This is a genomic window from Salinisphaera sp. (genome assembly GCF_002729955.1).
Classification (GTDB): Bacteria; Pseudomonadota; Gammaproteobacteria; order Nevskiales; family Salinisphaeraceae; genus Salinisphaera.
This window is the reverse complement of sequence record NZ_PBYA01000004.1, coordinates 157,446-179,423: the sequence shown is the minus strand read 5'-3', so window position 1 is coordinate 179,423 and position 21,978 is coordinate 157,446. Positions and strand designations below refer to the sequence as shown.

Genomic DNA, 21,978 nt, shown 5'->3' with positions numbered 1-21,978 from the left:
GCGCCGGTGCCCGTTTTTTCGGCGCTCGGTCCACGGCCGGGAGGCATCTTGCCCTTGTCGTGGTCCATGCCGGCCATTTTCGAGCCGCCCATCGCGTGGCCTTGATGGCTTGCCTCGCCCATGCCGCCCATATCGTGGCGCTTGTCTGCACCCGACATCTTCTGCATCGAGCCGTGATCCATGGCCTTGTCGTCATGGCTCATCGCCTGGGCGTGCTGGCCGTGGTCCATCTGCATGCCGCCCATGTCCATATGGCTCATGTCCATGCCCATATCCATCATCGTGCGCTGCGGCTGTTCGCGCAGCGCGGGCACGGGAGCGACCATGCCCAGGCGCGGGGCGAGGGTGCCGCAGGCGTAGCCGCTACGGTCCATGCTTTCGGCCATGACGGTATAGGCCTGGTCGGCCTGCGGCTGGACCACCACATCGAAGGTTTCGGCGACGCCGATCTGGAATTCGTCGGTCTCGACCGGTTCGACTTCCTTGCCGTCGGCCGCCACCACGGTCATCGGCAGGCCCGGCACGCGGACGTTGAAATAGGTCATGGCCGAGGCATTGATCACCCGCAGGCGGATACGCTCGCCCGGCGTGAACAGCCCCGTCCAGTTGGCCTCGGGGTGCAGGCCGTTCATCAGATAGGTGTAGGTATGGCCGGTGACGTCGGCGATATCGCGGGCACTCATGCGCATATCGCCCCAGGCCAGACGGTCCCTGAGCGTGTCGGCCACACCGGCGGTACGAAAATCCTCGGCCAGATCGCCCAGGGTGCGCTCGCTGAAGTTGTAGTAGTCGCTCATCTTCTTGAGCCGGGCGACGATCCGTTGCGGATCCTCGAAGGTCCAGTCGTTGAGCACGATGACGTACTCGCGGTCGGCATCGATGCCGTCATCCTGGGCCGGATGAATCACGATCGGGCCGATCTGGCCGCTTTGTTCCTGCAATCCGGAATGGCTGTGATACCAGTAGGTGCCCGCCTGCCGGACCGGGAAATCGACTTCGAAGCGCTCGCCCGCGGCGATCCCCGGAAAAGCCACGCCGGGAACGCCGTCCATCTGAAACGGCAGCAACAGGCCGTGCCAGTGCATCGAGGTCGGTTCATCGAGATGGTTGTGTACCCGCAGGCGGGCATTACGGCCTTCCCAGAGTTCCAGGATCGGGCCGGGCGTACTGTGGTTGATGGTGAGCGCAGAAGCCCGGCCGCCGGCGATATCGATGCGCTCGCGGCGTACGTGCAGATCCATGACGACATCCCGGGGCGCCCCGCCTGCGACCCGGGCCGCAGGGGCGCTCGGCTGCTGTCGTGCATCCGTGCCGCGGCTATCTCGGGCATAGGCCGGTAGCAGGGCATTGAAGCCGGCCAGCAGCCCGCTCGCCCCCATGGCGCGTAGCAGGCGGCGACGGTCGCTATCGGTGGTTCGTTGCGCCATGAGTGCTCCTGAATTCGAAATCCTGGGCCGGGTTCGGAGTGGGTCTAGAGGCGCGCATAGACGTCGGCCTGCAAGGTGCGCACGACGAAGGTCTGTGTTTTCTCGCCGGGCATGCCGGGGGTGCCGATCGGCATGCCGGGCAGGGCGATGCCGTCTATATCCGGCTGTTCGCGCAGCAGTTTCGCCACGACTTCGAGCGGCACATGGCCGACCACGGTATAACCACCGACGCGCATCATATGGCAGGAACTCAGCTCGGGCGCGACGCCCGCAGCGCGAAACCGCTCGGCGCGATCGCCCATTTCGGCCACCGTCACGTCGAAGCCGGCTGCGCGCAGATGATCGACATACTTATGGCAGCAGCCACAGTTGGCATCGCGATACAGGGTCGCGCTCAGCGGCGCGGCGAGGGCGGCGCTGGCGACGGCCCATAGCAGAAGGGTGGCGGTGAATCGGTAGAGCGAGCGAAAACGAGACGCGGTCATGGCGTGGCTCCGACAGCTGGGCGCGTTGCATGCGCGGGTTGGATGACCCCGAATATAGCCACGCGCACGCCACGGCGACAACGTGGACCCGGGTACGGACTTTGGTCCTCGTTCTGTCGAAAAATCATGTTTATTCAATAATATGAGAATGATTCGCGGGTTTCGTTCAGGCCCGGCCCGACGGGCGTCAGTCGCGCCCTGCGCGCAGGTCGAGCGGCGGGCGCGACCGGGGATCTCGAGGTCCGGCCCGGCCTGCTTGAGGACAAGCGCGTACACTACGGCGCGTTACGAACCGGTGACAGGACGACGACGTATGCGAGTAGTGGCGATTGGGGCCGGCGCCTGGGGCAAGAACATCATCCGCAACCTCGACGAACTCGGCGTGCTGGCCGGGATCGTGGAAGGCAACACGGAGCGGCTGAACGGATACGGCGAACAGTATCCGGGCGTGTCACTGTTCGAGGACTGGCGTGCTGCCCTGGAATCCGCCGACTGCGACGCGGTGACCATCGCCACGCCCACCCCGTCGCACTTCGAGATCGCCATGGCGGCCATCGAAGCCGGCAAGGACGTGTTCGTCGAAAAACCGCTTACGCACAGCTCGGGCGAAGCCCGTCAGCTGGTGGACGCCGCCCGGCACAATAACGCCATTCTCATGGTCGGCCATCTGCTGATCTACCAGCCGGCGATCGCCTGGATACGCGACTATGTTGCCAGCGGTGAAATCGGCGAGCTGTTCTCGATTCGCCACGAACGGCTCAATCTCGGTCGGGCGCGCAGTGCCGAGAACGTGATCTGGGATATCGGCGTGCACGATATGGCGGTGATGCTGTATCTCGTCGGCGAGGCACCGGAACGGGTGCGCGGCACCGGCCATCGCATGCTCGGCCTGGGCGTTGAGGATGAAGTGCATGTACATCTGGAATTCGCCAACGGCGTGCGTGGCAATATCCATACATCCTGGCTATGGCCGGAAACCGATCGCCGCACCATTCTGCGCGGCTCGCGCGGCATGCTGGTCTACGACGAAGTGGCCCAGACGGTGACCCACCACCGCCGCTGGATCGATGCCGAACTGCAAAACCACGACGAAGGCAGCGAAGTGGTCCACCGCGGCGACGGCCAGCCACTCAAGCTCGAGCTGCAGCATTTCCTCGACCGCATCGCCGATCGCAAGCCCGCCCGCTCCGACGGCGAAAGCGCGCTGGCGGTGGTGGAAACGCTGGAGCGCATCAACGCGGCGGTGGAAGAGTCCAGCCGCTACTAGCCGGCCTGCTGCAACCGCTCGATAACGGCGCCCGAGAGGCGCCGTTTTTGTTTGTGCGGACCGCCGATACAGGCCATATTCGTTGCCTCGGGGCGCGGACGGCGATCTCGAAAAAAAACACAGCCGTGCTGAAAACGGCGCCATGAAAAAATGGAGGAGCGCGCGTGGAACAGGGTCCGCTGATTCAGATCGGTTTGCCGGTCTCTTTGTTCATCATCATGCTCGGGATGGGGCTGACGCTCGCACCGCGCGATTTCCGCAACGTTGTCGTTTATCCACGCGCCACGATCATGGGCGCCATCGCCCAGATTCTCCTGCTGCCGGTCGCCGCCTTCGGAATCGTCGCGCTTCTGGGGTTGCCGGGCCCCATCGCGGTGGGCCTGGTAATCATCGCCGCATGCCCGGGCGGGACCACGTCCAATCTGTTTACCTTTCTTGCGCGCGGCAACGTGGCGCTGTCGATCGTGCTCACGGTGCTGGCGAGCCTGGTGACGATCCTCACCCTGCCGTTGTTCACGAATCTGGCCATGCAGCTCTATATGGATACCAGCGAGCGCATCTCGCTACCCGTGCTGCGAACCGTTGCAACGCTGGTGGTCATCATCCTGATTCCGGTATCGCTCGGCATGGCGATACGCCGTGTGGCGCCGGCCTTTGCAAAACGGTCCGAGAGTCTGGTCAGCCTGTTCGGCATGTTCGTGCTGGTCGCGCTTATCGCTGCCATCGTGATGCAGGTACGCGACGAGTTCTGGGCCCTGCTACAGACCGCGGGGCTGGCCGCGGCGGCTCTGAATATCGCCGGTATCCTGCTGGGCTTGCTGGGTGGCCGGCTTGCCGGACTGCCTTTACGCGATGCCCTCACCGTCGCGATCGAACTCGGCATCAAGAACGCGACGCTGGGCCTGCTCGTGACGCTGACACTGCTGGATTCGAGCGAAATGTCCGTGCCCTCGGCCGTCTACGGCGTTCTCATGTTCGTGTTCGGTGTCGGATTGATCGGCGCCGGTCGATTGATCCAGCGCCCGGCCGGCTAGAGATCGAACTCGGCCACCACCGGTACATGGTCGGAGGGGCGCTTGCGCCCGCGCTCGCCGACATGGGCCTTGCAGTCGCGACAGGCTTCGACCAGCGCCGGGGTGGCGAGCACGTGGTCGATACGCAGCCCAGCGTTACGCGCCCAGCCGCCATTGCGGTAATCCCACCAGGTGAAACGATGCCGGCCTTCGCGTTCGTCGAACAGCCGCCAGCAGTCGGCAAGTCCGGCGTCGAGCAGCGTCTGCAGGGCGGCGCGCTCGGGCGGCGAGCACAGGATACGGCCTTCCCATTTGTCCGGGTCGTAGGTGTCTTCCGGGCGCGGGGCGATATTGAAATCGCCGGTGAGCACCAGCTTGTCGTGGTTCTGTAGCTCGGCTTTCAACCAGCTTGCCAGCGCTTCGAACCAGGCCAGCTTGTATTCGAACTTGGGTGAATCCAGCGCCTGGCCGTTGGGGCAGTACACGCCGATCACGCGCACGCCGTTCACGGTGGCCGCGATCACGCGCTTGTGGTCGTCCTCGAAGCCGGGCAGCGCATAGGCCACGTCCTCGGCCGGCGTTTTCGTGAGCAGGGCCACGCCGTTGTAGGTTTTCTGGCCGGTGAATACGGTTTCGTAACCGGCCTCGCGGATGGCCTCGTGCGGGAACTTGTCGTCGGTGAGCTTGGTTTCCTGCAGCGCGAGCGCATCGACCGGGTTCTTCTCCAGCCAGGCCAGCACGTGTTCCAGGCGCACGTTGAGCGAATTGACGTTCCAGGTGGCGATCTGCATGCGACGGGGTTCCTTTGCGTTGCGGTCGAGGCGGTGGGCGCGCTATACCTTGGGTCACTCCTTCGACCCTTTTGATAGCACGCCATGCGTCGACTTCTATCCAAGCCGTTTACCGCCGCCATTGTAATGACCTCGGGCGTAATCGGCTGTGCCAGCCCGCCGCCGAAGCAGTTCACCCGTTCGGCGGACGAATTCACCGCCTGTTCGAGCGCGCCCCACTGCGTATCTTCCCAGGCCGAAAAGGGCGGGTCGAAATACGTGGCGCCGTTTGCCTACAAGCAGACCAGCGCAGACGTCGCCCGCCAGACCCTGCTCGATATCCTCGCCGCCAGCGAGGGGGCGACGGTGGAGCGCGCCGAAGAGCGCTTCATCCATGCCACTTTTCGCAGCACGCTGGGATTCGTCGATGACGTGACCTTCATCGTCCAGCCCCAGGCCGAGATCATCGACGTGAAGTCCTCGTCGCGGCTGGGCTACTACGACTTCGGCGTCAATCGAAAACGGGTGGAACAGCTGCGCGCCCGCTTCAACGCGCAGCTGTCGGCCAAAGCCTGAGCCGCCCCGACACGCGCGCAAGCTTCCCTAGGCGGCGCGTTCGTTGCCGTCGAGACCGCTATGGCGCAGCAGCGCCTCGATCGACGGTTCGCGCCCGCGAAAGGCCACGAAGTTGTCCATCGCATCGCGGGTGCCGCCGCGTTCGAGCACTTCGGTGAGAAAACGCTGGCCGGTCGTGGTATCGAACAGGTCGGTTTCCTCGAAGGCCGAGAAGGCATCCGCGGAGAGCACTTCGGCCCATTTGTAGCTGTAGTAGCCGGCCGCATAGCCGCCCGCGAAGACATGCTGAAAGCTGTGCGGGAAGCGGTTGACCGCCGGCGGCGTGAGTACGGCCACTTCGGCGCGCACTTTCGCCAGCGTATCCATGACCTGGCTGATGGTGGTCGGGTCGTAGTCGCGGTGCAGGCGCAGATCGAACAACGAGATTTCCACCTGGCGCAGCATCTGCCAGCCGGCCATGTGGTTGCGCGAGGCATAGAGCTTGTCGAACAGATCCTGGGGCAGCGCCTCGCCGGTCTCGAAGTGGGCCGCGAACAGATCCAGCGATGCCCGTTCCCAGCACCAGTTTTCCATGAACTGGCTGGGCAGCTCGACCGCATCCCATTCCACGCCGGCGATGCCGGAAATCGGGCCATAGTCCACGCGGGTGAGCATGTGGTGCAGGCCGTGGCCGAATTCATGGAACAGCGTGGTGACTTCGTCGTGGGTCAACAGCGCCGGTTCGCCGCCGATCGGCGGCGAGAAGTTGCAGGTCAGAAACGCGACCGGCAGCTGCAGGCCATTGTCGTCGGCACGCCGGCTCTGGAAGCCGTCCATCCAGGCGCCGCCGCGCTTGCCTTCGCGGGCATAGGGGTCGAGATAGAACACGCCACGGCGTTCGTCGGCGTCGTCGCGGATTTCGTAGACGGTGACGTCCTCGTGCCAGGTCGATACGCCCTCGAGCGCGGCGATACGAATGCCGTAGAGCTTTTCCACCACCTTGAACAGGCCGTCGATGACCTTGGGCGCCTGGAAATAGGGCCGCAGATCCTCGGCGGAATAGTCGTAGCGCTGTTCCTTGAGCTTTTCGCTGTAGTAGCCGACGTCCCGGGCGGCGAAATCGTCGATGCCGTCGTCGGCGGCCAGCGCCTTGAGTTCGGCCAGTTCCGCTTCGGCCGGGGCACGGCTGCGTTCGGCCAGATCGAGCAGGAAGGCTTCAATCTCATCCGGCGTTTCGGCCATCTTGGTGGCCAGCGATTTCTCGGCATAGTTGTCGAAGCCGAGCAGGCCCGCCGCTTCATGCCGTAGCGCCAGAATCTCGTCCATGATCGCGCCGTTGTCGAATTCGTTGGCATTCGGGCCCACTTCCGATGCCCGGCTGGAGAAGGCCTCGTAGACCTCGGCGCGCAGCTCGCGATCGTCGGCATGGGTCATGATGGCGATGAAGCTCGGCGCATCGAGGGTGACCAGCCAGCCGTCGAGTTCCTTGTTGCCCGCATTCTGGGCCAGCAGCGAACGCGCCGAGTCGGGCAGGCCGCTCAACCGGGCTTCGTCGGTGAGATGCTTGCGCCAGGCCTGGGTGGCGTCGAGCACGTTCTGCTGGAAGGTGGTCGACAGTTCGCTCAGGCGCTGGGCGATATCGGCATAGCGTTTCTTGTTGGCCTCGTCCAGCGCCACGCCGGCCAGACGGAAATCGCGCAGCATGTCGGTGATCACCCGCTGCTGGGCGGCGTCGAGCGTGTCGAATTCGTCGGAGTCGCGCAGGCGTTGCACGGCTTCGAACAATGCCGTGTTCTGGCCCAGCTCCGAAGAAAAGGCGGTCAGCTTGGGCAGGCAGGCCTGGTAGGCCTCGCGCCAAGCCGGCGAATCCATGACCGAATGCAGATGCGATACCGGCGAAAACGCGCGCCCGATGCGATCCTCGGCGGCGTCCAGCGGCGCGATGAGCTTGTCCCAGGTCGGGTTCACGCCTTCGGCGATGGCGCGATCCACCGCTCGGCGGGCGTCGGCAATCATGCGTTCGACGGCCGGTTCGGCATGTTCGGGCTTGATGGCATCGAAATCCGGCAGCTGGCCGCCGTCGAGCATGGTCACCAGCGGGTTGTCTTGCGTATCGGTCATGATCATCTCGGCTAGGAAGCGAAGCAGGCGCCACGGCGCCGTCAATTAACCTGAATCTGCGGCTGGGCTTGTGCTGTATCAAGAGCGCAACACGACGTGCCGCGTTTCGGTGAATACAATGGGCACCATCATATGGTGAGCGAGCAGTTATGAGCGAACATTTCGACCTGGTGGTCATCGGCGGCGGCAGCGGCGGCATGGCCACTGCCCGCCGGGCCGCCAGCTACGGCAAGAAAGTGGCACTGATCGAACGCGGTCGGCTGGGCGGCACCTGCGTCAACGTCGGCTGCGTGCCCAAGAAGGTGATGTGGCATGCGGCCGAATTCGCTACCCACGCGGGCGATGCGGCGCACTACGGTTTTGCCACCGGTGTGCCCGAGCACGACTGGGCCAAACTCGTGGATAACCGCGAGACCTATATCCAGCGCCTGAACGGCATCTATGCGCGCAATCTCGACAAGGACGCGGTGGAATTCATCGCCGGCGACGCGCGCTTTCTCGGCGAGCGCCGTATTGCCGTCGGCGAGCGCGAGCTCGATGCCGACCATGTGGTAATCGCCACCGGCGGCAAGCCGCACTGGCCGGATATTCCGGGGGCGGCGCTCGGCACCGATTCGGACGGTTTCTTCACCTGGCGCGAACGCCCGAACAGCGTGGCCATCGTGGGCAGCGGCTATATCGCGGTGGAACTGGCGGGCGTGCTCAATGCGCTGGGCAGCGACGTCAAACTGCTGCTGCGCAAGGAGCACGTCATCAAGAACTTCGATTCGATGCTGGGCGACACGCTGATCGAGCGAATGAAAGAGGCCGGCATCGATGTGCAGATGAATCGCAGCACCGCCGAACTCAGCGAGGTTGGCGAACAGATCCGGGTCGATTTCGAAGACGGCGACTCGGTCACCGTGGACAAGCTGATCTGGGCGATCGGCCGCCTGCCCAACACCGACAATCTCGATCTGGAAAACACGGGCGTGGAGCTGGCCGCCGACGGCACGATCGTGGTCGACGAATGGCAGGACACCGCCATCGACGGCGTGCATGCGCTGGGCGACGTGACCGGGGGGATCGAACTCACGCCAGTAGCGATCGCCGCCGGGCGACGGCTGTCGGATCGGCTGTTCGGCGGCCAGCCGGATCGAAAACTGGATTACCACAACATCCCGACCGTGGTGTTCACCCATCCGCCGATCGGCAGCGTGGGCCTGTCGGAAGCCGACGCCCGCAGCCAGTACGGCGACGCTGCGGTGAAGATCTATACCACCCATTACGTGGCGCTCTATCACGGCGTGCTCGAACACAAGACACCCAGCGACATGAAGCTCGTCTGCGTGGGCGCAGAGGAAAAGATCGTTGGTGCGCATGTGATCGGCGACGGCGCCGACGAGATGCTGCAGGGCTTTGCGGTGGCGGTGAAGATGGGCGCGACCAAGGCCGATTTCGACGATACCGTGGCGATTCATCCGACCAGTGCGGAAGAATTCGTCACCATGACGTGAGACATGTCGTGCGTATGGGCGGGGCGCTGCTAATGGGCGCGCTCGCTTTGCTGTCGAGCGCATGTTCCGGGCAGTTCTGGGCCAATGCGCTCACCCCGCGCTGGGGTTACGATCGCCATGCGGATATCGCCTATGGCGAACTCGAGCGCCAGACGCTTGATGTCTACGTGCCCAACGACCGCGCGGCCGGCGCGCCGGTGGTGGTGTTCTTCTATGGCGGCAGCTGGCAGAGCGGCGACAAGAACGGCTATCGCTTCGTCGGCCAGGCCCTGGCCTCGCGTGGCTTCATCGCGGTGCTGCCGGACTACCGGCTGTATCCGCCCACGACCTTCCCAGGTTTCGTCGAAGACGGGGCCAAGGCCGTGGCCTGGGCTCAGGCGCATGCGGCCGACTATGGCGGCAACGTCGGGAACCTGTTCGTCTCCGGTCACTCGGCCGGTGCCCATATCGCCGCCATGCTGGCCACGGACGGGCGCTATCTGAACGCGGCCGGGTCTTCGATTTCGGCGCTGTCGGGCTTCGTCGGCATGGCCGGGCCCTATGATTTTCTCCCCATTCGCGACCCGGTGCTACAGCAGATTTTCGCCCCGCGCGAAGACTGGCCGCAAAGCCAGCCGATCGAGTTCGTCGACGGCGACGAGCCGCCGATGCTGCTCATGCACGGCGCGACGGATACCACGGTGCTACCGAAAAACAGCCGAAATCTGGCAGCTCGCGTGAATGAGGTCGGCACAAGCGCCGAATTGGAAATCTATCCGGATACCTCTCATATCGGTGTCATCGCACCGCTTGTCGCGCCTCTGCGCAGCACGGGCAGCGAACTCGATGACTTCGCGGACTTCGTCAATAAAGTGGTCTCGGACAGCTTACGTTAAGCTTCGGCGTGTATCCTGCGCCGCTTAATTTAGTCGCCTACGTAATCATGCGTCGTTTTGTCATAACAACGATAAGCGTGCTCGTACTGCTGTGCGCGTCACTTTCTACGGCAATGGCCGAGTCCGTTGAATGGAAAGAACTTAGCGTCTCGGCTACGGCGTATAATTCCGTGCCGTGGCAGACCACGGCGAACAAGCCGTCGATTGCCGCCTGGGGTGACGAGCTGCGACCGGGGATGCGCGCCATCGCCGTATCCCGCGATCTGATCAAGCAGGGGCTGACCCATGGCGCCCGGGTCAAGATCGAGGGCATGCCCGGCGTGTACGTGGTTCGCGATAAGATGAACAGCCGCTGGAGCAACAAGATCGATATCTACATGGGCAAGGATATCGACGCGGCACGCGAATTCGGTATACAACACGACCTGCGTATCAGCTGGGCCGAGCCAGGCAGCTGATACCCGTCCGGCGTGCATGCGTCGGCTGCCATCGATACAAGGAGAGACGATGCCCGGCAAGCTCGTACTGCTACGCCACGGTCAGAGCCAGTGGAACCTCGAGAATCGATTCACCGGCTGGGTCGATGTCGACCTGACCGATCAGGGCCGGGCCGAGGCACGCGCCGCGGGTCGTCTGCTGGCCGAAGAAGGCATTCGCTTCGATATCGTGTTCACGTCCATGCTCCAGCGTGCCATCAAGACCATGTGGCTGGCGCTGGAAGAGCTGGAGCAGCCCTGGGTCGAGGTGGTGCGTCATTGGCGCCTGAACGAACGCCATTACGGCGGGCTGCAGGGCCTGGACAAGGCCGAAACCGCGGCCAAGCACGGCGAGGAACAGGTTCATGTCTGGCGCCGCAGCTATGATATTCCGCCGCCGGAAATGGCCGCAGACGATCCGGGCCACCCGCGCAATGATCCGCGCTATCGGCATCTGGACGCGCGCGTGCTGCCGGGCACCGAGTCCCTCGCGCTCACGCTCGATCGCGTGCTGCCCTACTGGCACGACGCCATCGCGCCCCGCTTGAAGGCGGGCGAGACGGTGCTGGTGACCGCCCACGGCAACAGCCTGCGTGCGCTGGTCAAATACCTCGACGGCATCGCCGACGATGTGATCACCGGGGTGAACATCCCCACCGGCATTCCGCAGCTGTATACGCTCGACGACGAGCTCAACGTCATCGAATCGCGTTATCTGGGCGACGCCGAAGCCGCCGAGGCCGCTGCGAAAGCGGTCGCCGATCAGGCCAAGTCGAAATAGCGCCGGGCGTTGCGCTCAGCGGCGTACTTGAACGTTGAGCGCGCCGCTGTCGGCGTCGACGAGGCCCGCGGCCACCAGCCAGGCATGGGCGTCCTCGGCGTCGTCGGCAAACCAAGCCGCGGCGCTGCCCAGGCGAAAGGTATAACCCCAGCGGTCCATATCGGCGCACATGCGCTCCCGGCTCATGCCATCGAGATGGTCGCTGGCCAGGATCTGCCAGTAGCAGACCGCGTTCTCCTCGTCGTAGGTGCCGCCCGCATTCGTATGCAGACCGTTGCGGCGTGTCTGGTCCATGCACACGTAGTGGCCGGCCTCGTGCATGGCCGAATGCACCGGCGTATCGTCGCGCACGTACAGCGTGTCGCCGATCAGGCCGGCTTCCTCGTCGCCCCAGAAGCTGCCGGGGATGGGCTCGCCGCCCGGGACATGCGCAAGCGTGAGGCCCAGCCGGTCGAAAAAGCGCGCCAGGGTGTCGAAACCCAGGGAGTCAACGGCGAGCACGTCGTGCGTTTCGGGCACGGCGTCGGGGCTTTGGCGTACAGTATGCAGATTGCTCAATGCACAGGTGAAACGTGAAACCGCAAGCGAAATCCTATCTTATTGGCGTGTTGATGGCTGCTGCCGTGTTGGCGGGTTGTGCGACCGGACCGGTCGACAAGGCCGCGCAGGAAAGCGCTGCCGACCGTGTGATGGCGGCCTATGACGTACCGGACCTGCTCGCCCAGGCCGCGCCGGCCGTGACCCAGTCGCTCAACCAGAACCTGCCCGACGACGTGGACACGGCCACCCGCAGCGCGCTGCGCGATGCCGTCTATGAAGCCTACGACCCGCAGACGCTGCAGCAGGACGTGCTCGATCGTCTGCGCGATGCCGCCGCCCGGGACGACCAGCAGCGCGGGCTCACGCGCGCGGCCGACGCCCTGCATACGCCCCTGGCCACGCGCATGATCGCGCTGGAGTCGGCGACCGGGGATCCGGACTTCGCCGCCAACTTCAAGGCGTTCGTCGAACAGCCGGCCACGGCCGAGCGCAAGGAGCGCCTGCGCAAGGTCGATATGCTGGCCGAGAACATGAAGGTCGTCGAACTGCAGACCGACTTCAACGTCACGCTGCTCGAAGCCATGATTCGCGCCCGCAACGAGGCCTCGGCAGCGGAATACCAGGTCGACAACAGCCGCGTGGAACAGATGGTCGCCGAAACGCGGGCGGATATCGGCAACAAGCTCGAACAGCGCGTGCCGCTGATGCTGCTCTATGTCTATCGCGACGTCGACGACAGCACGCTGAGCGAGTATGTCGCCCTGCAGAATCAGCCGGCGCTCGTCTGGGCCAATCAGGCGCTCAAGAACGCCATCATCGACACGCTTTCCGCGGCCAGCGATCGCGTGACCGAAAACTTCACTCCCGCTTCCAGCTGATCCAAATGCCCATAGTTACCGAAGATAGTCGTATTCGAGAGATCCTGGCCCAGACCCGTCGCGTGATCGTGATCGGACTGTCCTCCAACCCGGATCGGCCGTCCTACGAAGTGGCCCAGGCGCTTCAAAGCGAGGGCTTTGATATCGTGCCGGTCAACCCGAACGAGCGCGAAGTGCTGGGCGTGAATGCGTTCCCGGACCTACGCCATGTCACGGGTTTGACGGACGTCGTGGACGTGTTCCGTTCCTCCGAGCACGTGCCCCAGATCGTCGATGCCTGTATCGAGTGTCATGTCCGCACCCTGTGGCTGCAGGAAGGCGTGATTCACCACGAAGCCGCGCAAAAGGCCGTGGATGCAGGCATCGAAGTGGTCATGGACCGTTGCATGCTCAAGGAATACCGGCGCCTGCTGGGCTGACAAGCCCCCTGGCCTCAGCTCGAACCGCCCGTTGCTGGCGCAGGATTGTTGCCAGTGACGGGCGGCGAGTGCTGGGCGATATCGTGCCCCTGCGTCTGCCCCACGCAGGCGGCGCGCAAGCCCGTTGATCGCGACCTGGGTTGCATGCCTGGCACTTGCCGTTCGCGACGCGACAACACAGTATGGGGCGCACGTACGATTCATGCCCTGCCCCCGGGAGATACCGCTCCATGGACAATCTCAGCCCTATCGTCCTCATCCTGATTCTGGTCGTATGCGTCGGCATCGCGCTCGCGGTCGGTTATTTCCTCGGTAGCCGCTTTGGCGGCAGGAAATCCGTGGCCATGAAAGAGGCGACGGAAAAGCACGACAGCTACAAGAACGACGTACGCGAACACTTCGAACAGACCTCGGCGATCATGTCGCGCATGGTCGACGACTATCGCGACATGTATAAGCACATGGCCGATGGCGCCGAGAAGCTGGCCGAAATGCATCCGGAAAAGCTGGTGACGCCGCCGCCGGCCCCGGAGGCGATCACCCGCGATACGCCGGTGGATCAATCGACGGCCAAGACCCACGCGGCCCAGTCGAAGCAGGGCGGCGATCGCAGCGCCAACAATACGGCCGAAGCCAAACCCGCCGCATCGCCACAGAAACCGACCGGGACCCACACCCAGTCGTCCACGCAGACCAAGACAGGCGAGCCGGCACAGGGCAAGAACCAAAGCGATACTGCCGCGACCTCGGCAAAAGCCGACCCGAAGGCTTCCACGAGCGCAGCGAGCGCCGAGAAGAGCGCCACCCAGACCGCCGGCACGCCGGGTGCCAAGGCCGATACCGATCCCAAGGCCAAATCCGATGCCAAGGCCGATACGAAGACCGGAGACGCCACCAACCGCGATGCGGTGATGAACAGCGATTCCTCCAACGACCGGCCCTGGAACAAGGAAAGCAACAACAAGGACGGCAAGCGCTACGGTCTGGAATGACCGCATCGCGCGGGCGCGCCCTGCGCTTGCGTGGAAAACGAAATGCTGTTCTGATTCAGCCGGCCCCGTGCCGGCTGTTTTCGTAGCGACGCCGGCACTTACGAAATAAAGCAATAATCGAGGAGTACGCCGGTGGAACGCAGCAACACCCCCTACGGCAATCATCAGTTCGGGATTTACAGCGCCGGTCTCAAGGGCGAACTGCCCACCTTGCCGTTACGCTATGAAGACCTGGAAGCGCGGGCACGCGAGGTGCTCGACCCGGCGGCCTACTGGTATGTGGCCGGTGGCGCAGGCGAGGCGTCGATGACGGCGAATCGACGCAGCTTCGATCGCTATCCGCTCGTGCCGCGCATGCTGACCGACGTCAGCGAACGCGATCTGAGCACCACGGTGCTCGGCAAGACGCAGGCCACGCCGCTGATGCTCGCACCGCTGGGCGTACAGGAGATCCTGCATCCCGAGGCCGAGCTCGCGGTTGCACGCGCCGCGGCCGAGGTGGGCGTACCGATGATCCTGTCGACCGTGTCGTCCTATCCGATGGAACAGGTCAAAAGCGAGCTGGGCGATACCACCGGCTGGTATCAGCTGTACTGGCCCAACGACGACGAACTGGCCACCAGCCTGGTACAGCGCGCGGAAAAGGCCGGTTACGAGGCCATCGTCATCACCCTGGACACCAAGATGCTGGCCTGGCGCGAGCGCGATCTCGAAGGCGCCTACCTGCCGTTTCTACAGGGCAAGGGGCTGGCCAACTACACCAGTGACCCGGTGTTTCGTGCCGGGCTGGACAAGGCACCGGAAGAGGACGTGGTGGCCACGGTCAAGCACTGGTCCAAGGTCTATGCCTCGCCCGAACGCAGCTGGCCGGACCTGGCCAAGCTGCGTGCCGCCACCAACCTGCCGCTCATTCTCAAGGGCGTGCTGCACCCCGAAGACGCGCTGGCCGCACGTCGTGCCGGCATGGACGGCGTGATCGTATCCAACCACGGGGGCCGCCAGGTGGACGGCAGTATTGCCGCCATCGATGCCCTGGCCGGCGTGGTGGACGCCGTGGGCGATCATATGAGCGTGCTCTTCGACAGCGGCATCCGCCGCGGCGCCGACGTGCTCAAGGCGGTGGCCCTGGGCGCGGATGCGGTGCTCGTCGGGCGTCCCTTTGCCTGGGGGCTGGCCTGTGCCGGCGAGCAGGGCGTGGCCGAAGTGCTGCGCCGGCTGCTGGCGGATATCGACCTGACCCTGGCCTTGACCGGCCACGATCGGATCGACGGGCTCACACGCGCAGCGATCGCGCCCGTTCGCTATTGATTGTGGCGTGACGCGGCTTGCCTGCCGTGTGCCCTGTTGGATTACGCTTCGCTAATCCAACCTACGTCCGCTACGGCCTCAACGCCTGGCCGAAGCCGCGTAGGTTGGCTTAGGCTGCAGGCCGTAAGCCAACAGGAAGCGCCTCGGGGCTTGCCGCAGCGACGGGGCGCGATACGGCTTTGCGGGCGGTGTTCCCTGTTGGATTACGCTTCGTTAATCCACCTACGTGCTATCCGAGCTGCATTACATCCGCCCGAGATGCATGCCGGCGTCGAGCAGCAGCGTTTCGCCTGTGGTAATACCCGCGCCGGCGGCGAAATAGGCGATCGACTCGGCCACGTCTTCCGGCGTGCAGACGCGGGCCAGCGGCGAGTTGGCTTCGAGGCGCTCGATCATCGCGGTGTAGCGTTTCTCCCCCAGGCCCTCGGCCAGCCAGCTGCCGCGCACGAAGCCGGGGCAGACCGCGTTCACGCGAATGGCCGGGCCGAGCGCACGGGCCAGGGATTTGGTCATGGTAATCAGCGCGCCCTTGGAGGCGGCATAGGCAATCGAGCTGCCAAAGCCGAGCACGCCGGCGATGGAGGCGACGTTGACGATGCTGCCCTGGCCGGCCTGCTGCATGGCCGGGGTGACGGCCCGCACCATCTGGAAAGCGCCCACCGTATTCACGCCGTAGAGCGTATGAAAATCCTCTGCGCTCAGCCCGTCGAGGTTTTCGTGGGCACAGAAACGCGTGGTGCCGGCGTTGTTGACCAGGGCGTCGATACGCCCCCAGCGCTCGAGCGCGCTATCGGCCAGGGCGCGACAGTCGGCGTCTTCAGCGACGTTGGCCTGCTGAACGAGCGTCTGTGCGCCCAGCGCTTCGCATTCGGCGGCCACCTTGTCGGCGGCCTCGGCGCTGCGTGAATAGTTGATGACGACGTTGTAGCCGCGTTCGGACAGCAGGCGGGCAGTGGCCGCGCCGATGCCGGAGGACGAGCCGGTGATCAGGGCGACGGGGCGATCGTTGGACATGCGCTATTCCTTGGCAGGCCGCACATGCCGGATGTGACCGAGGCGCGGCGTGAATCAACGCCGCAGCATAGCCGATCGTGCCCGTTCTAGAGCCTGTTTGTCCCGAAGAGTTGGGCCGCGAATCGTGCTTGGCGGCGTTGCGAGTCTTGATCGAGGCGCGCCACGACGCTGCGACTCGCGCCTTGCTAAACATGATTTACGCACGCCAACGCGGCGCTCGTATGAAACCTCAACAGGCGCTAGGCGTCGAGCTGCCGGTGGGCGGTGCGCTGGATTGTTTCCACCATCGAATACAGGCCGTTACGCCGGTTCATGGTGATGTGCTGCTCCAGGTTGAGATCGGCGAATACCTGGTTGATATCGATTTCGGCGATCTCGCGCGGCGTCTTGTCGGAATAAATCATCAGCAGCACGCCGATGAGCCCGCGCACAATATGGGCATCCGAATCGCCGCGAAAATGCAGCCGGTCGTCGTTGCTTTCGTCGGCCACCAGCCAGACCTGGCTCATGCAGCCGCGTACGCGCGTGGCCTCGTTGCGCTCGTCGTCGTCCAGCGGTTCGAGCTTGCGGCCCAGATCGATGATGAAACGATAGCGTTCCTCCCAGTCGGGCAGCATCTCGAAGGTGGCCTTGAGTTGCTCGATCTGTGTATCCATACGGCGCGTGTTCAAACGAGGTGTACCTGTTACAAGCTTGGGCCATAGCGCGGGCCAGTCAAGCGTTCATGCTCGTGTGCATCGTCGCCAGCGGCTAGACTGGCCGCATGCAAAGCCCATCGGTCATGGCCAGAATCTCGGCAGCGCTGCGCTGGCTGCTGGTGCGCCTGCTGCAGCTGCCGATCGTGATCTATCGCTACACGCTCTCACCCCTGCTGGGGCCGCGCTGTCGCTATGTGCCCAGCTGCTCGGCCTATGCGCTGGAGGCGCTGCAGGTACACGGGCCGATTCGCGGCTCCTGGCTGGCGTTTCGGCGCATTACGCGGTGTCATCCGCTGCGCGAAGGCGGTTTCGACCCGGTGCCGCCGCCCCGCGACAAGCGTTGACAGCGCCCTGCGACCGATGCATGGGGCGCACGCAGGGTTTATGATGTCGCGCTTTGACTGCCAAGCCTGCCTGGATCGACGCCTCGCCCATGACCGGTTTCACCGAACACAAGCCGCTGGATCTGTCTGCACTGGACGGCGATATCCGCCGCTGGTGGGATCAGCAAGACGTTTTCGAGGCCAGCACCGCCGCGCGTGCCGATGGCCCGACCTTCACCTTTTATGAAGGCCCGCCCACGGCCAACGGTCGGCCGGGTATTCACCATGTGCTCGGGCGCACGATCAAGGACACCTTCTGTCGCTACAAGACGATGCGCGGCTATCGGGTCGATCGCAAGGCGGGCTGGGACACCCACGGCCTGCCGGTCGAGATCGAGGTAGAAAAGGAACTCGGTCTTTCCTCGCGTGAGGATATCGAGAACTACGGCATCGCCGAATACAACGCCGCCTGTCGCGAGTCGGTTCTGCGCTACAAGACGCAGTGGGACGAGCTGACCCGACGCATCGGGTTCTGGGCGGATCTGGACGCGCCCTACGTCACCTTCTCCAACGAATACATCGAGTCGGTCTGGTGGCTGCTCAAGCAGCTCCACGAACAGGGCCTGCTTTACAAGGGCCACAAGATTCACTGGTATTCGCCGGGCTCGGGCACGGTGCTGTCCTCGCACGAGGTCAGCCTGGGCTACAAGGAAGTGCAGGACCCGTCGATCACGGTGAAGTTCTTCCTCGAAGACGAGCCGGACGTCGCACTTCTGGCCTGGACGACCACGCCCTGGACCATGCCTTCCAACGTGGCCCTGGCGGTCGGGCCGAGCATCGAATATGCCAAGGCCCGCGGCGAGGACGGGTCGGTCTATATCGTGGCCAAGGCCTGCGTGAACGCCACCTTGGGCGAGCGGGCCGAAATTCTGGAAACCTTTGGTGCCGATGCGCTCATTGGCCGGCGGTACAAGCCGCCCTACGACTGTTTCACCGATCATCCCGAGGCCGACCGGGCCTGGCGCGTGATCGCGGCCGATTTCATCACCACCGACGACGGTACCGGCATCGCCCACGAAGCCCCGGCCTTCGGCGCCGACGACTTCCGGGTGACCTCGGCCGAGGGCATGCCCGTATTCAACCCCATCGAGCGCGACGGCCATTTCCAGGCCGATTTTCCGCTGGTCGGCGGGCTGTGGTTCAAGGATGCCGACAAGCCGGTCGCACGCGATCTCAAGGAGCGCGGGCTGCTGTTCGAGCAGAGCGTGACCGTGCATAACTACCCGCACGACTGGCGCAAGGGCACGCCCTTGATGAACTACCCGGTCGAGTCCTGGTTCGTGGCCACGCAGCAGAACAAGGACAAGCTGGTCGCCTACAACGACCGTATCAACTGGTTCCCGGCCCATGTCGGCACCGGCCGCTTCGGCGACTGGCTGGAAAACAACGTCGACTGGGCGCTGTCCAGGCACCGCTACTGGGGCACGCCGCTGCCGATCTGGGTCAACGACAACAACCCGGACGATATCGTGGTTATCGGTTCCATTGCTGAGCTGCGCGAGTATGCCGGTGATCAGGTCGCCGACGACGACAGCCTCGATCTGCACAAGCCGCAGGTCGATGCCATCACCTGGACGGCGAAAGACGGTGGCACCATGCGCCGTGTGCCCGAAATCATCGACGTCTGGTTCGACTCCGGCGCCATGCCGTTCGCGCAGTGGCACTACCCGTTCGAAAACCAGGAGCGCTTCGAGGCCAACTTCCCGGCCGATTTCATCTGTGAAGGCGTGGACCAGACCCGCGGCTGGTTCTATTCGCTGCATGCCATCGGCACGCTCATCAAGGACTCGCCGGCCTACAAGAACGTGGTGGTCAACGGGCTGCTGCTGGACGCCAACGGCGAGAAGATGTCCAAGTCCAAGGGCAATACGGTGGACCCGTTCGAAGCCCTGGATACCCACGGCGCGGACGTTATCCGCTGGTACATGCTGGCCAACAGCCCGCCCTGGGATAACACCAAGTATGCCGATCGCGGCCTGCGCGAAACGCGCACCAAGGTCTTCGGCACGCTGGAGAACGTGTATTCGTTCTTTGCCACCTACGCCAATATCGACGGTTTTACCGCCGATACGCCAGCGCCGGCCGTGGCAGAGCGCCCCGAGCTGGATCGCTGGATTCTCTCGCGGCTGCAATCCACGGCTGCCGAAGCCTCGGCCGCACTGGACGAATACAACCCCACCCGCGCCGCGCGTGCGGTGGAGCGCTTCATCGATGCGCTGTCGAACTGGTATATCCGCCGCTCGCGGGCGCGCTTCTGGGCCGGCGCACGTGCCGATGCTGGCGGTGCGGCCAGTGATGAAGCCGTTGCGGACAAGCGTGCGGCTTATCACACCACGCTCACCTGTCTGCGTGACGTCGCGGCCATGATGGCGCCGATCGCGCCCTTCTTTGCCGACTGGCTGTACGGCCAGCTCGGCCGCGAATCCGGCGCGCGGGCCTCGGTTCATCTCGCCGACTTCCCGGCGACCGATGCCGCGCTCATCGACGCCGATCTCGAACGCCGCATGGCGCTGGCACGGGCGATCGTGGCCAACGCGCTGGCGTTGCGTAACGAAGCCGGGCTGAACGTACGCCAGCCGCTGGCCCGTATTCTTGTCGTCGAAGAAGCCGACGTCGCGCGCGCCGACGTCGACGCCATCGCCCCCATCGTGCGCGACGAGATCAACGTCGATGCCATCGAGTTCGTGGCCGGCGAGGGTGATCTGGTCAAGCGCAGCGCCAAGCCCAACTTCAAGACCCTGGGCAAACGTCTGGGCAAGAAGATGAAGGCGGTCGCTGGCGCGGTCGCCGCCCTGGACGACGAAGCCATCGCGCGCTACATGCGCGACATGCGGCTCATCGTGAGCGCCGACGGCGAGGACATCGAACTCGGCGAAGGGGACCTGCTGGTATCCGCCGAAGGCGTGGAAGGCTGGCTCGTGGGCCGCGAGGATGGCGTTACGGTCGCACTTGATAGTACACTGACGGATTCACTACGCGAACGCGGGCTGGCGCGCGAAGTGATCAATCGCGTACAGCGGTTGCGCAAACAGGCCGAATTTCATGTCGCCGATCGGATTCGCGTGCAATATCACGCCGATGACGAACTGGCGAAGGCGATCGAAAGCCACAGGACGGTGATCGCACGTGAAACCCTGGCCGAAGCGTACGAGCCGAACGCGCAGCCGTCGGGCGAGGTCGAACAGGCCTTCGATATCGACGGCGCGCAGATCACGCTAGCCCTGGCGCGCGTCTAACAACGCGCGAATCGCAACGGTTTTACTTTTTAACGATCGACAGTCGAGACAGCAGGCCATGCAGAAAGACATCCACCCCAATTATCGCCCCGTCGTATTCAAGGACATGGGCGGCGATTTCGCGTTTCTGACGCGCTCGACCATCGAGACCAACGAAACCATCGAATGGGAAGATGGCAACGAGTACCCGCTCGTCAAGCTGGAAGTCACGAGTGCGACGCACCCGTTCTATACCGGCAAGCAGAACATCATGGACACGACCGGCAAGGTCGAGCGCTTCAACCGCCGCTTTGGCATGATGAAGGGCGCCAAGAAGCAGTAAGGCTTCTGGCCCCCGCGTTCGATCGCATTCGGGCGCGGCGCGTGATGCATGCAAGCCGGCCGGCGTGAAATACGCCGGCCGGCTTTTGCGTGTCCGCTATTCGCGTTTTTAGATGGCCACTTGGGTGGCTCGGTTGTTTCACCGCATGGCCCCAACGGGCAACTCGGACACCCGCTTAATCTCGGCATCGTCATCCAGGGTGGCCGGATCGGCCAGATACTGCGCGGCCATGGGCATCGCATCCGCACCCCAGAACAGTTCGTTGCCGATCGCGAGCGTCGGCACGCCGAATACGCCTCGCGCGCAGGCGTTCTCGGTCTCGACGCGCAGCTGCTGTTTGACCTCGGGCGCGGCGAGTCCAGCCGGGTCCACGTCCAGCGCCTGCGCCAGCCTCTGCACCACGGCCGGATCCTGCGGGTCGACGCCGGTCGTCCATAGTCCGTCGAAGATGCGGTCGATCGCCTCCGCCGTGCTGCCGGCCGCGATTGCCAGCCGCAGATACGGCAACGGGTTGAATGGATGCGCGGCCGGCATGCGAAACGCCAGCCCGTTTTCGCGCGCATGCCAGGCACACCAGCGATAGGTCCAGCGTCGTTTCGGGTCGATTTCGGCCGGCCCCTTCTGACCGTGGTGGGCCAGCACGCCCGCAAACAGGATGGGGCGATGGGCCACCACGGCGTGCTCTCGGAACTCGCCGAGGCGCTGCCAGGCGAAATAGGCGAATGGGGAGATGAAATCGAAGTACCAGTCGATGGTGTGGGGTTTGTTCATGGGATATCCCGAATCGGCTGTGGCGCGAAATGCAAGATTAGCCGAGTCCGTGAGTTCGGCGGTGATCGTAGATCGAATCCGCGTGCGGTCTGAATCAACTGAGGGGGTGCATTTTGGCTTGTGGTTTCGCGCTGCTGCGCGAGTGACTTTC

The 21,978-nt window shown here is 64.2% G+C and carries 22 protein-coding genes; 14 read left to right on the top strand and 8 right to left on the bottom strand.

The window, feature by feature from the left end:
• Together CMN27_RS01465 and CMN27_RS01460 are read right to left on the bottom strand one after the other, a co-directional pair.
• A partial coding sequence (locus tag CMN27_RS01465; protein ID WP_293623627.1) for a copper resistance system multicopper oxidase occupies positions 1–1,427 on the bottom strand: 1,427 nt, incomplete at its 3' end.
• A gap of 44 nt (positions 1,428–1,471) precedes the next feature.
• Complete coding sequence (locus CMN27_RS01460; RefSeq protein WP_293623626.1) at positions 1,472–1,912, bottom strand: DUF411 domain-containing protein; 441 nt, start codon at positions 1,910–1,912, stop codon at positions 1,472–1,474.
• A gap of 313 nt (positions 1,913–2,225) precedes the next feature.
• On the opposite strand from CMN27_RS01460, the gene CMN27_RS01455 reads away from it, so the two are divergent.
• Both CMN27_RS01455 and CMN27_RS01450 read left to right on the top strand, forming a co-directional pair.
• Complete coding sequence (locus tag CMN27_RS01455) at positions 2,226–3,179, top strand: Gfo/Idh/MocA family oxidoreductase (protein ID WP_293623625.1); 954 nt, start codon at positions 2,226–2,228, stop codon at positions 3,177–3,179.
• Between the two features lie 164 nt (positions 3,180–3,343).
• Positions 3,344–4,213: a bile acid:sodium symporter family protein gene (locus CMN27_RS01450; protein ID WP_293623624.1), complete on the top strand. Its 870-nt coding sequence runs from the start codon at positions 3,344–3,346 to the stop codon at positions 4,211–4,213.
• On the opposite strand, the gene xth is transcribed toward CMN27_RS01450, so the two are convergent.
• Positions 4,210–4,983 carry an exodeoxyribonuclease III gene (gene xth / locus CMN27_RS01445; RefSeq protein ID WP_293623623.1) on the bottom strand — a complete coding sequence of 258 codons (774 nt, stop codon included), beginning with the start codon at positions 4,981–4,983 and terminating at the stop codon, positions 4,210–4,212. The two genes, CMN27_RS01450 and xth, sit on opposite strands and share 4 nt — an antisense overlap.
• Before the next feature lie 84 nt (positions 4,984–5,067).
• Between xth and CMN27_RS01440 the strand changes: the two genes are divergently transcribed.
• Positions 5,068–5,538 (top strand): DUF1499 domain-containing protein, encoded by a 471-nt coding sequence (locus CMN27_RS01440; RefSeq protein WP_293623622.1) that lies wholly within the window; start codon positions 5,068–5,070, stop codon positions 5,536–5,538.
• Between the two features lie 27 nt (positions 5,539–5,565).
• Here the strand turns inward: CMN27_RS01440 and CMN27_RS01435 are convergent, their stop codons facing one another.
• Positions 5,566–7,638: a M3 family metallopeptidase gene (locus tag CMN27_RS01435; RefSeq protein ID WP_293623621.1), complete on the bottom strand. Its 2,073-nt coding sequence runs from the start codon at positions 7,636–7,638 to the stop codon at positions 5,566–5,568.
• Positions 7,639–7,787: 149 nt separating this feature from the next.
• On the opposite strand from CMN27_RS01435, the gene gorA reads away from it, so the two are divergent.
• The 4 genes from gorA (at position 7,788) to gpmA (ending at position 11,266) form a co-directional block, all read left to right on the top strand.
• Complete coding sequence (gene gorA, locus CMN27_RS01430) at positions 7,788–9,134, top strand: glutathione-disulfide reductase (RefSeq protein ID WP_293623620.1); 1,347 nt, start codon at positions 7,788–7,790, stop codon at positions 9,132–9,134.
• Between the two features lie 32 nt (positions 9,135–9,166).
• Entirely contained in the window at positions 9,167–10,009 is an 843-nt protein-coding gene (locus tag CMN27_RS01425) for an alpha/beta hydrolase (RefSeq protein WP_293623619.1), read from the top strand.
• Between the two features lie 170 nt (positions 10,010–10,179).
• Positions 10,180–10,467 carry a hypothetical protein gene (locus tag CMN27_RS01420; RefSeq protein WP_293623618.1) on the top strand — a complete coding sequence of 96 codons (288 nt, stop codon included), beginning with the start codon at positions 10,180–10,182 and terminating at the stop codon, positions 10,465–10,467.
• A gap of 49 nt (positions 10,468–10,516) precedes the next feature.
• Positions 10,517–11,266 (top strand): 2,3-diphosphoglycerate-dependent phosphoglycerate mutase, encoded by a 750-nt coding sequence (gene gpmA / locus CMN27_RS01415; RefSeq protein WP_293623617.1) that lies wholly within the window; start codon positions 10,517–10,519, stop codon positions 11,264–11,266.
• Positions 11,267–11,281: 15 nt separating this feature from the next.
• Here gpmA and CMN27_RS01410 read toward each other — a convergent pair whose 3' ends face one another.
• Complete coding sequence (locus CMN27_RS01410; RefSeq protein ID WP_366515383.1) at positions 11,282–11,734, bottom strand: hypothetical protein; 453 nt, start codon at positions 11,732–11,734, stop codon at positions 11,282–11,284.
• A 143-nt stretch (positions 11,735–11,877) separates the two neighbouring features.
• Here CMN27_RS01410 and CMN27_RS01405 point away from each other — a divergent pair, with 143 nt between their 5' ends.
• From CMN27_RS01405 to CMN27_RS01390, 4 genes are all read left to right on the top strand, one after another.
• Positions 11,878–12,684 carry a hypothetical protein gene (locus CMN27_RS01405; protein WP_293623615.1) on the top strand — a complete coding sequence of 269 codons (807 nt, stop codon included), beginning with the start codon at positions 11,878–11,880 and terminating at the stop codon, positions 12,682–12,684.
• A gap of 5 nt (positions 12,685–12,689) precedes the next feature.
• Complete coding sequence (locus CMN27_RS01400) at positions 12,690–13,103, top strand: CoA-binding protein (protein ID WP_293623614.1); 414 nt, start codon at positions 12,690–12,692, stop codon at positions 13,101–13,103.
• Between the two features lie 230 nt (positions 13,104–13,333).
• A complete protein-coding gene (locus CMN27_RS01395; protein ID WP_293623613.1) occupies positions 13,334–14,095 on the top strand; it encodes a DUF1043 family protein in 762 nt (253 codons plus the stop codon).
• A 132-nt stretch (positions 14,096–14,227) separates the two neighbouring features.
• The gene (locus CMN27_RS01390) at positions 14,228–15,403 is read left to right on the top strand and encodes an alpha-hydroxy-acid oxidizing protein (protein WP_293623612.1); all 1,176 of its coding nucleotides are present in this window, start codon (positions 14,228–14,230) and stop codon (positions 15,401–15,403) included.
• Between the two features lie 243 nt (positions 15,404–15,646).
• Here the strand turns inward: CMN27_RS01390 and CMN27_RS01385 are convergent, their stop codons facing one another.
• Together CMN27_RS01385 and CMN27_RS01380 are read right to left on the bottom strand one after the other, a co-directional pair.
• A complete protein-coding gene (locus tag CMN27_RS01385; protein WP_293623611.1) occupies positions 15,647–16,417 on the bottom strand; it encodes an SDR family oxidoreductase in 771 nt (256 codons plus the stop codon).
• A 239-nt stretch (positions 16,418–16,656) separates the two neighbouring features.
• Positions 16,657–17,073: a SufE family protein gene (locus tag CMN27_RS01380; RefSeq protein ID WP_293623610.1), complete on the bottom strand. Its 417-nt coding sequence runs from the start codon at positions 17,071–17,073 to the stop codon at positions 16,657–16,659.
• A gap of 125 nt (positions 17,074–17,198) precedes the next feature.
• Between CMN27_RS01380 and yidD the strand changes: the two genes are divergently transcribed.
• From yidD to CMN27_RS01365, 3 genes are read left to right on the top strand one after another with little or no spacing between them, the layout of a single operon-like run.
• The gene (yidD, locus tag CMN27_RS01375) at positions 17,199–17,459 is read left to right on the top strand and encodes a membrane protein insertion efficiency factor YidD (RefSeq protein WP_293623609.1); all 261 of its coding nucleotides are present in this window, start codon (positions 17,199–17,201) and stop codon (positions 17,457–17,459) included.
• Between the two features lie 53 nt (positions 17,460–17,512).
• A complete protein-coding gene (gene ileS / locus CMN27_RS01370; RefSeq protein ID WP_293623608.1) occupies positions 17,513–20,734 on the top strand; it encodes an isoleucine--tRNA ligase in 3,222 nt (1,073 codons plus the stop codon).
• Between the two features lie 58 nt (positions 20,735–20,792).
• The gene (locus CMN27_RS01365; protein WP_293623607.1) at positions 20,793–21,056 is read left to right on the top strand and encodes a type B 50S ribosomal protein L31; all 264 of its coding nucleotides are present in this window, start codon (positions 20,793–20,795) and stop codon (positions 21,054–21,056) included.
• Between the two features lie 138 nt (positions 21,057–21,194).
• On the opposite strand, the gene CMN27_RS01360 is transcribed toward CMN27_RS01365, so the two are convergent.
• Complete coding sequence (locus CMN27_RS01360) at positions 21,195–21,827, bottom strand: 2-hydroxychromene-2-carboxylate isomerase (RefSeq protein WP_293623606.1); 633 nt, start codon at positions 21,825–21,827, stop codon at positions 21,195–21,197.
• Positions 21,828–21,978 lie beyond the last annotated feature (151 nt).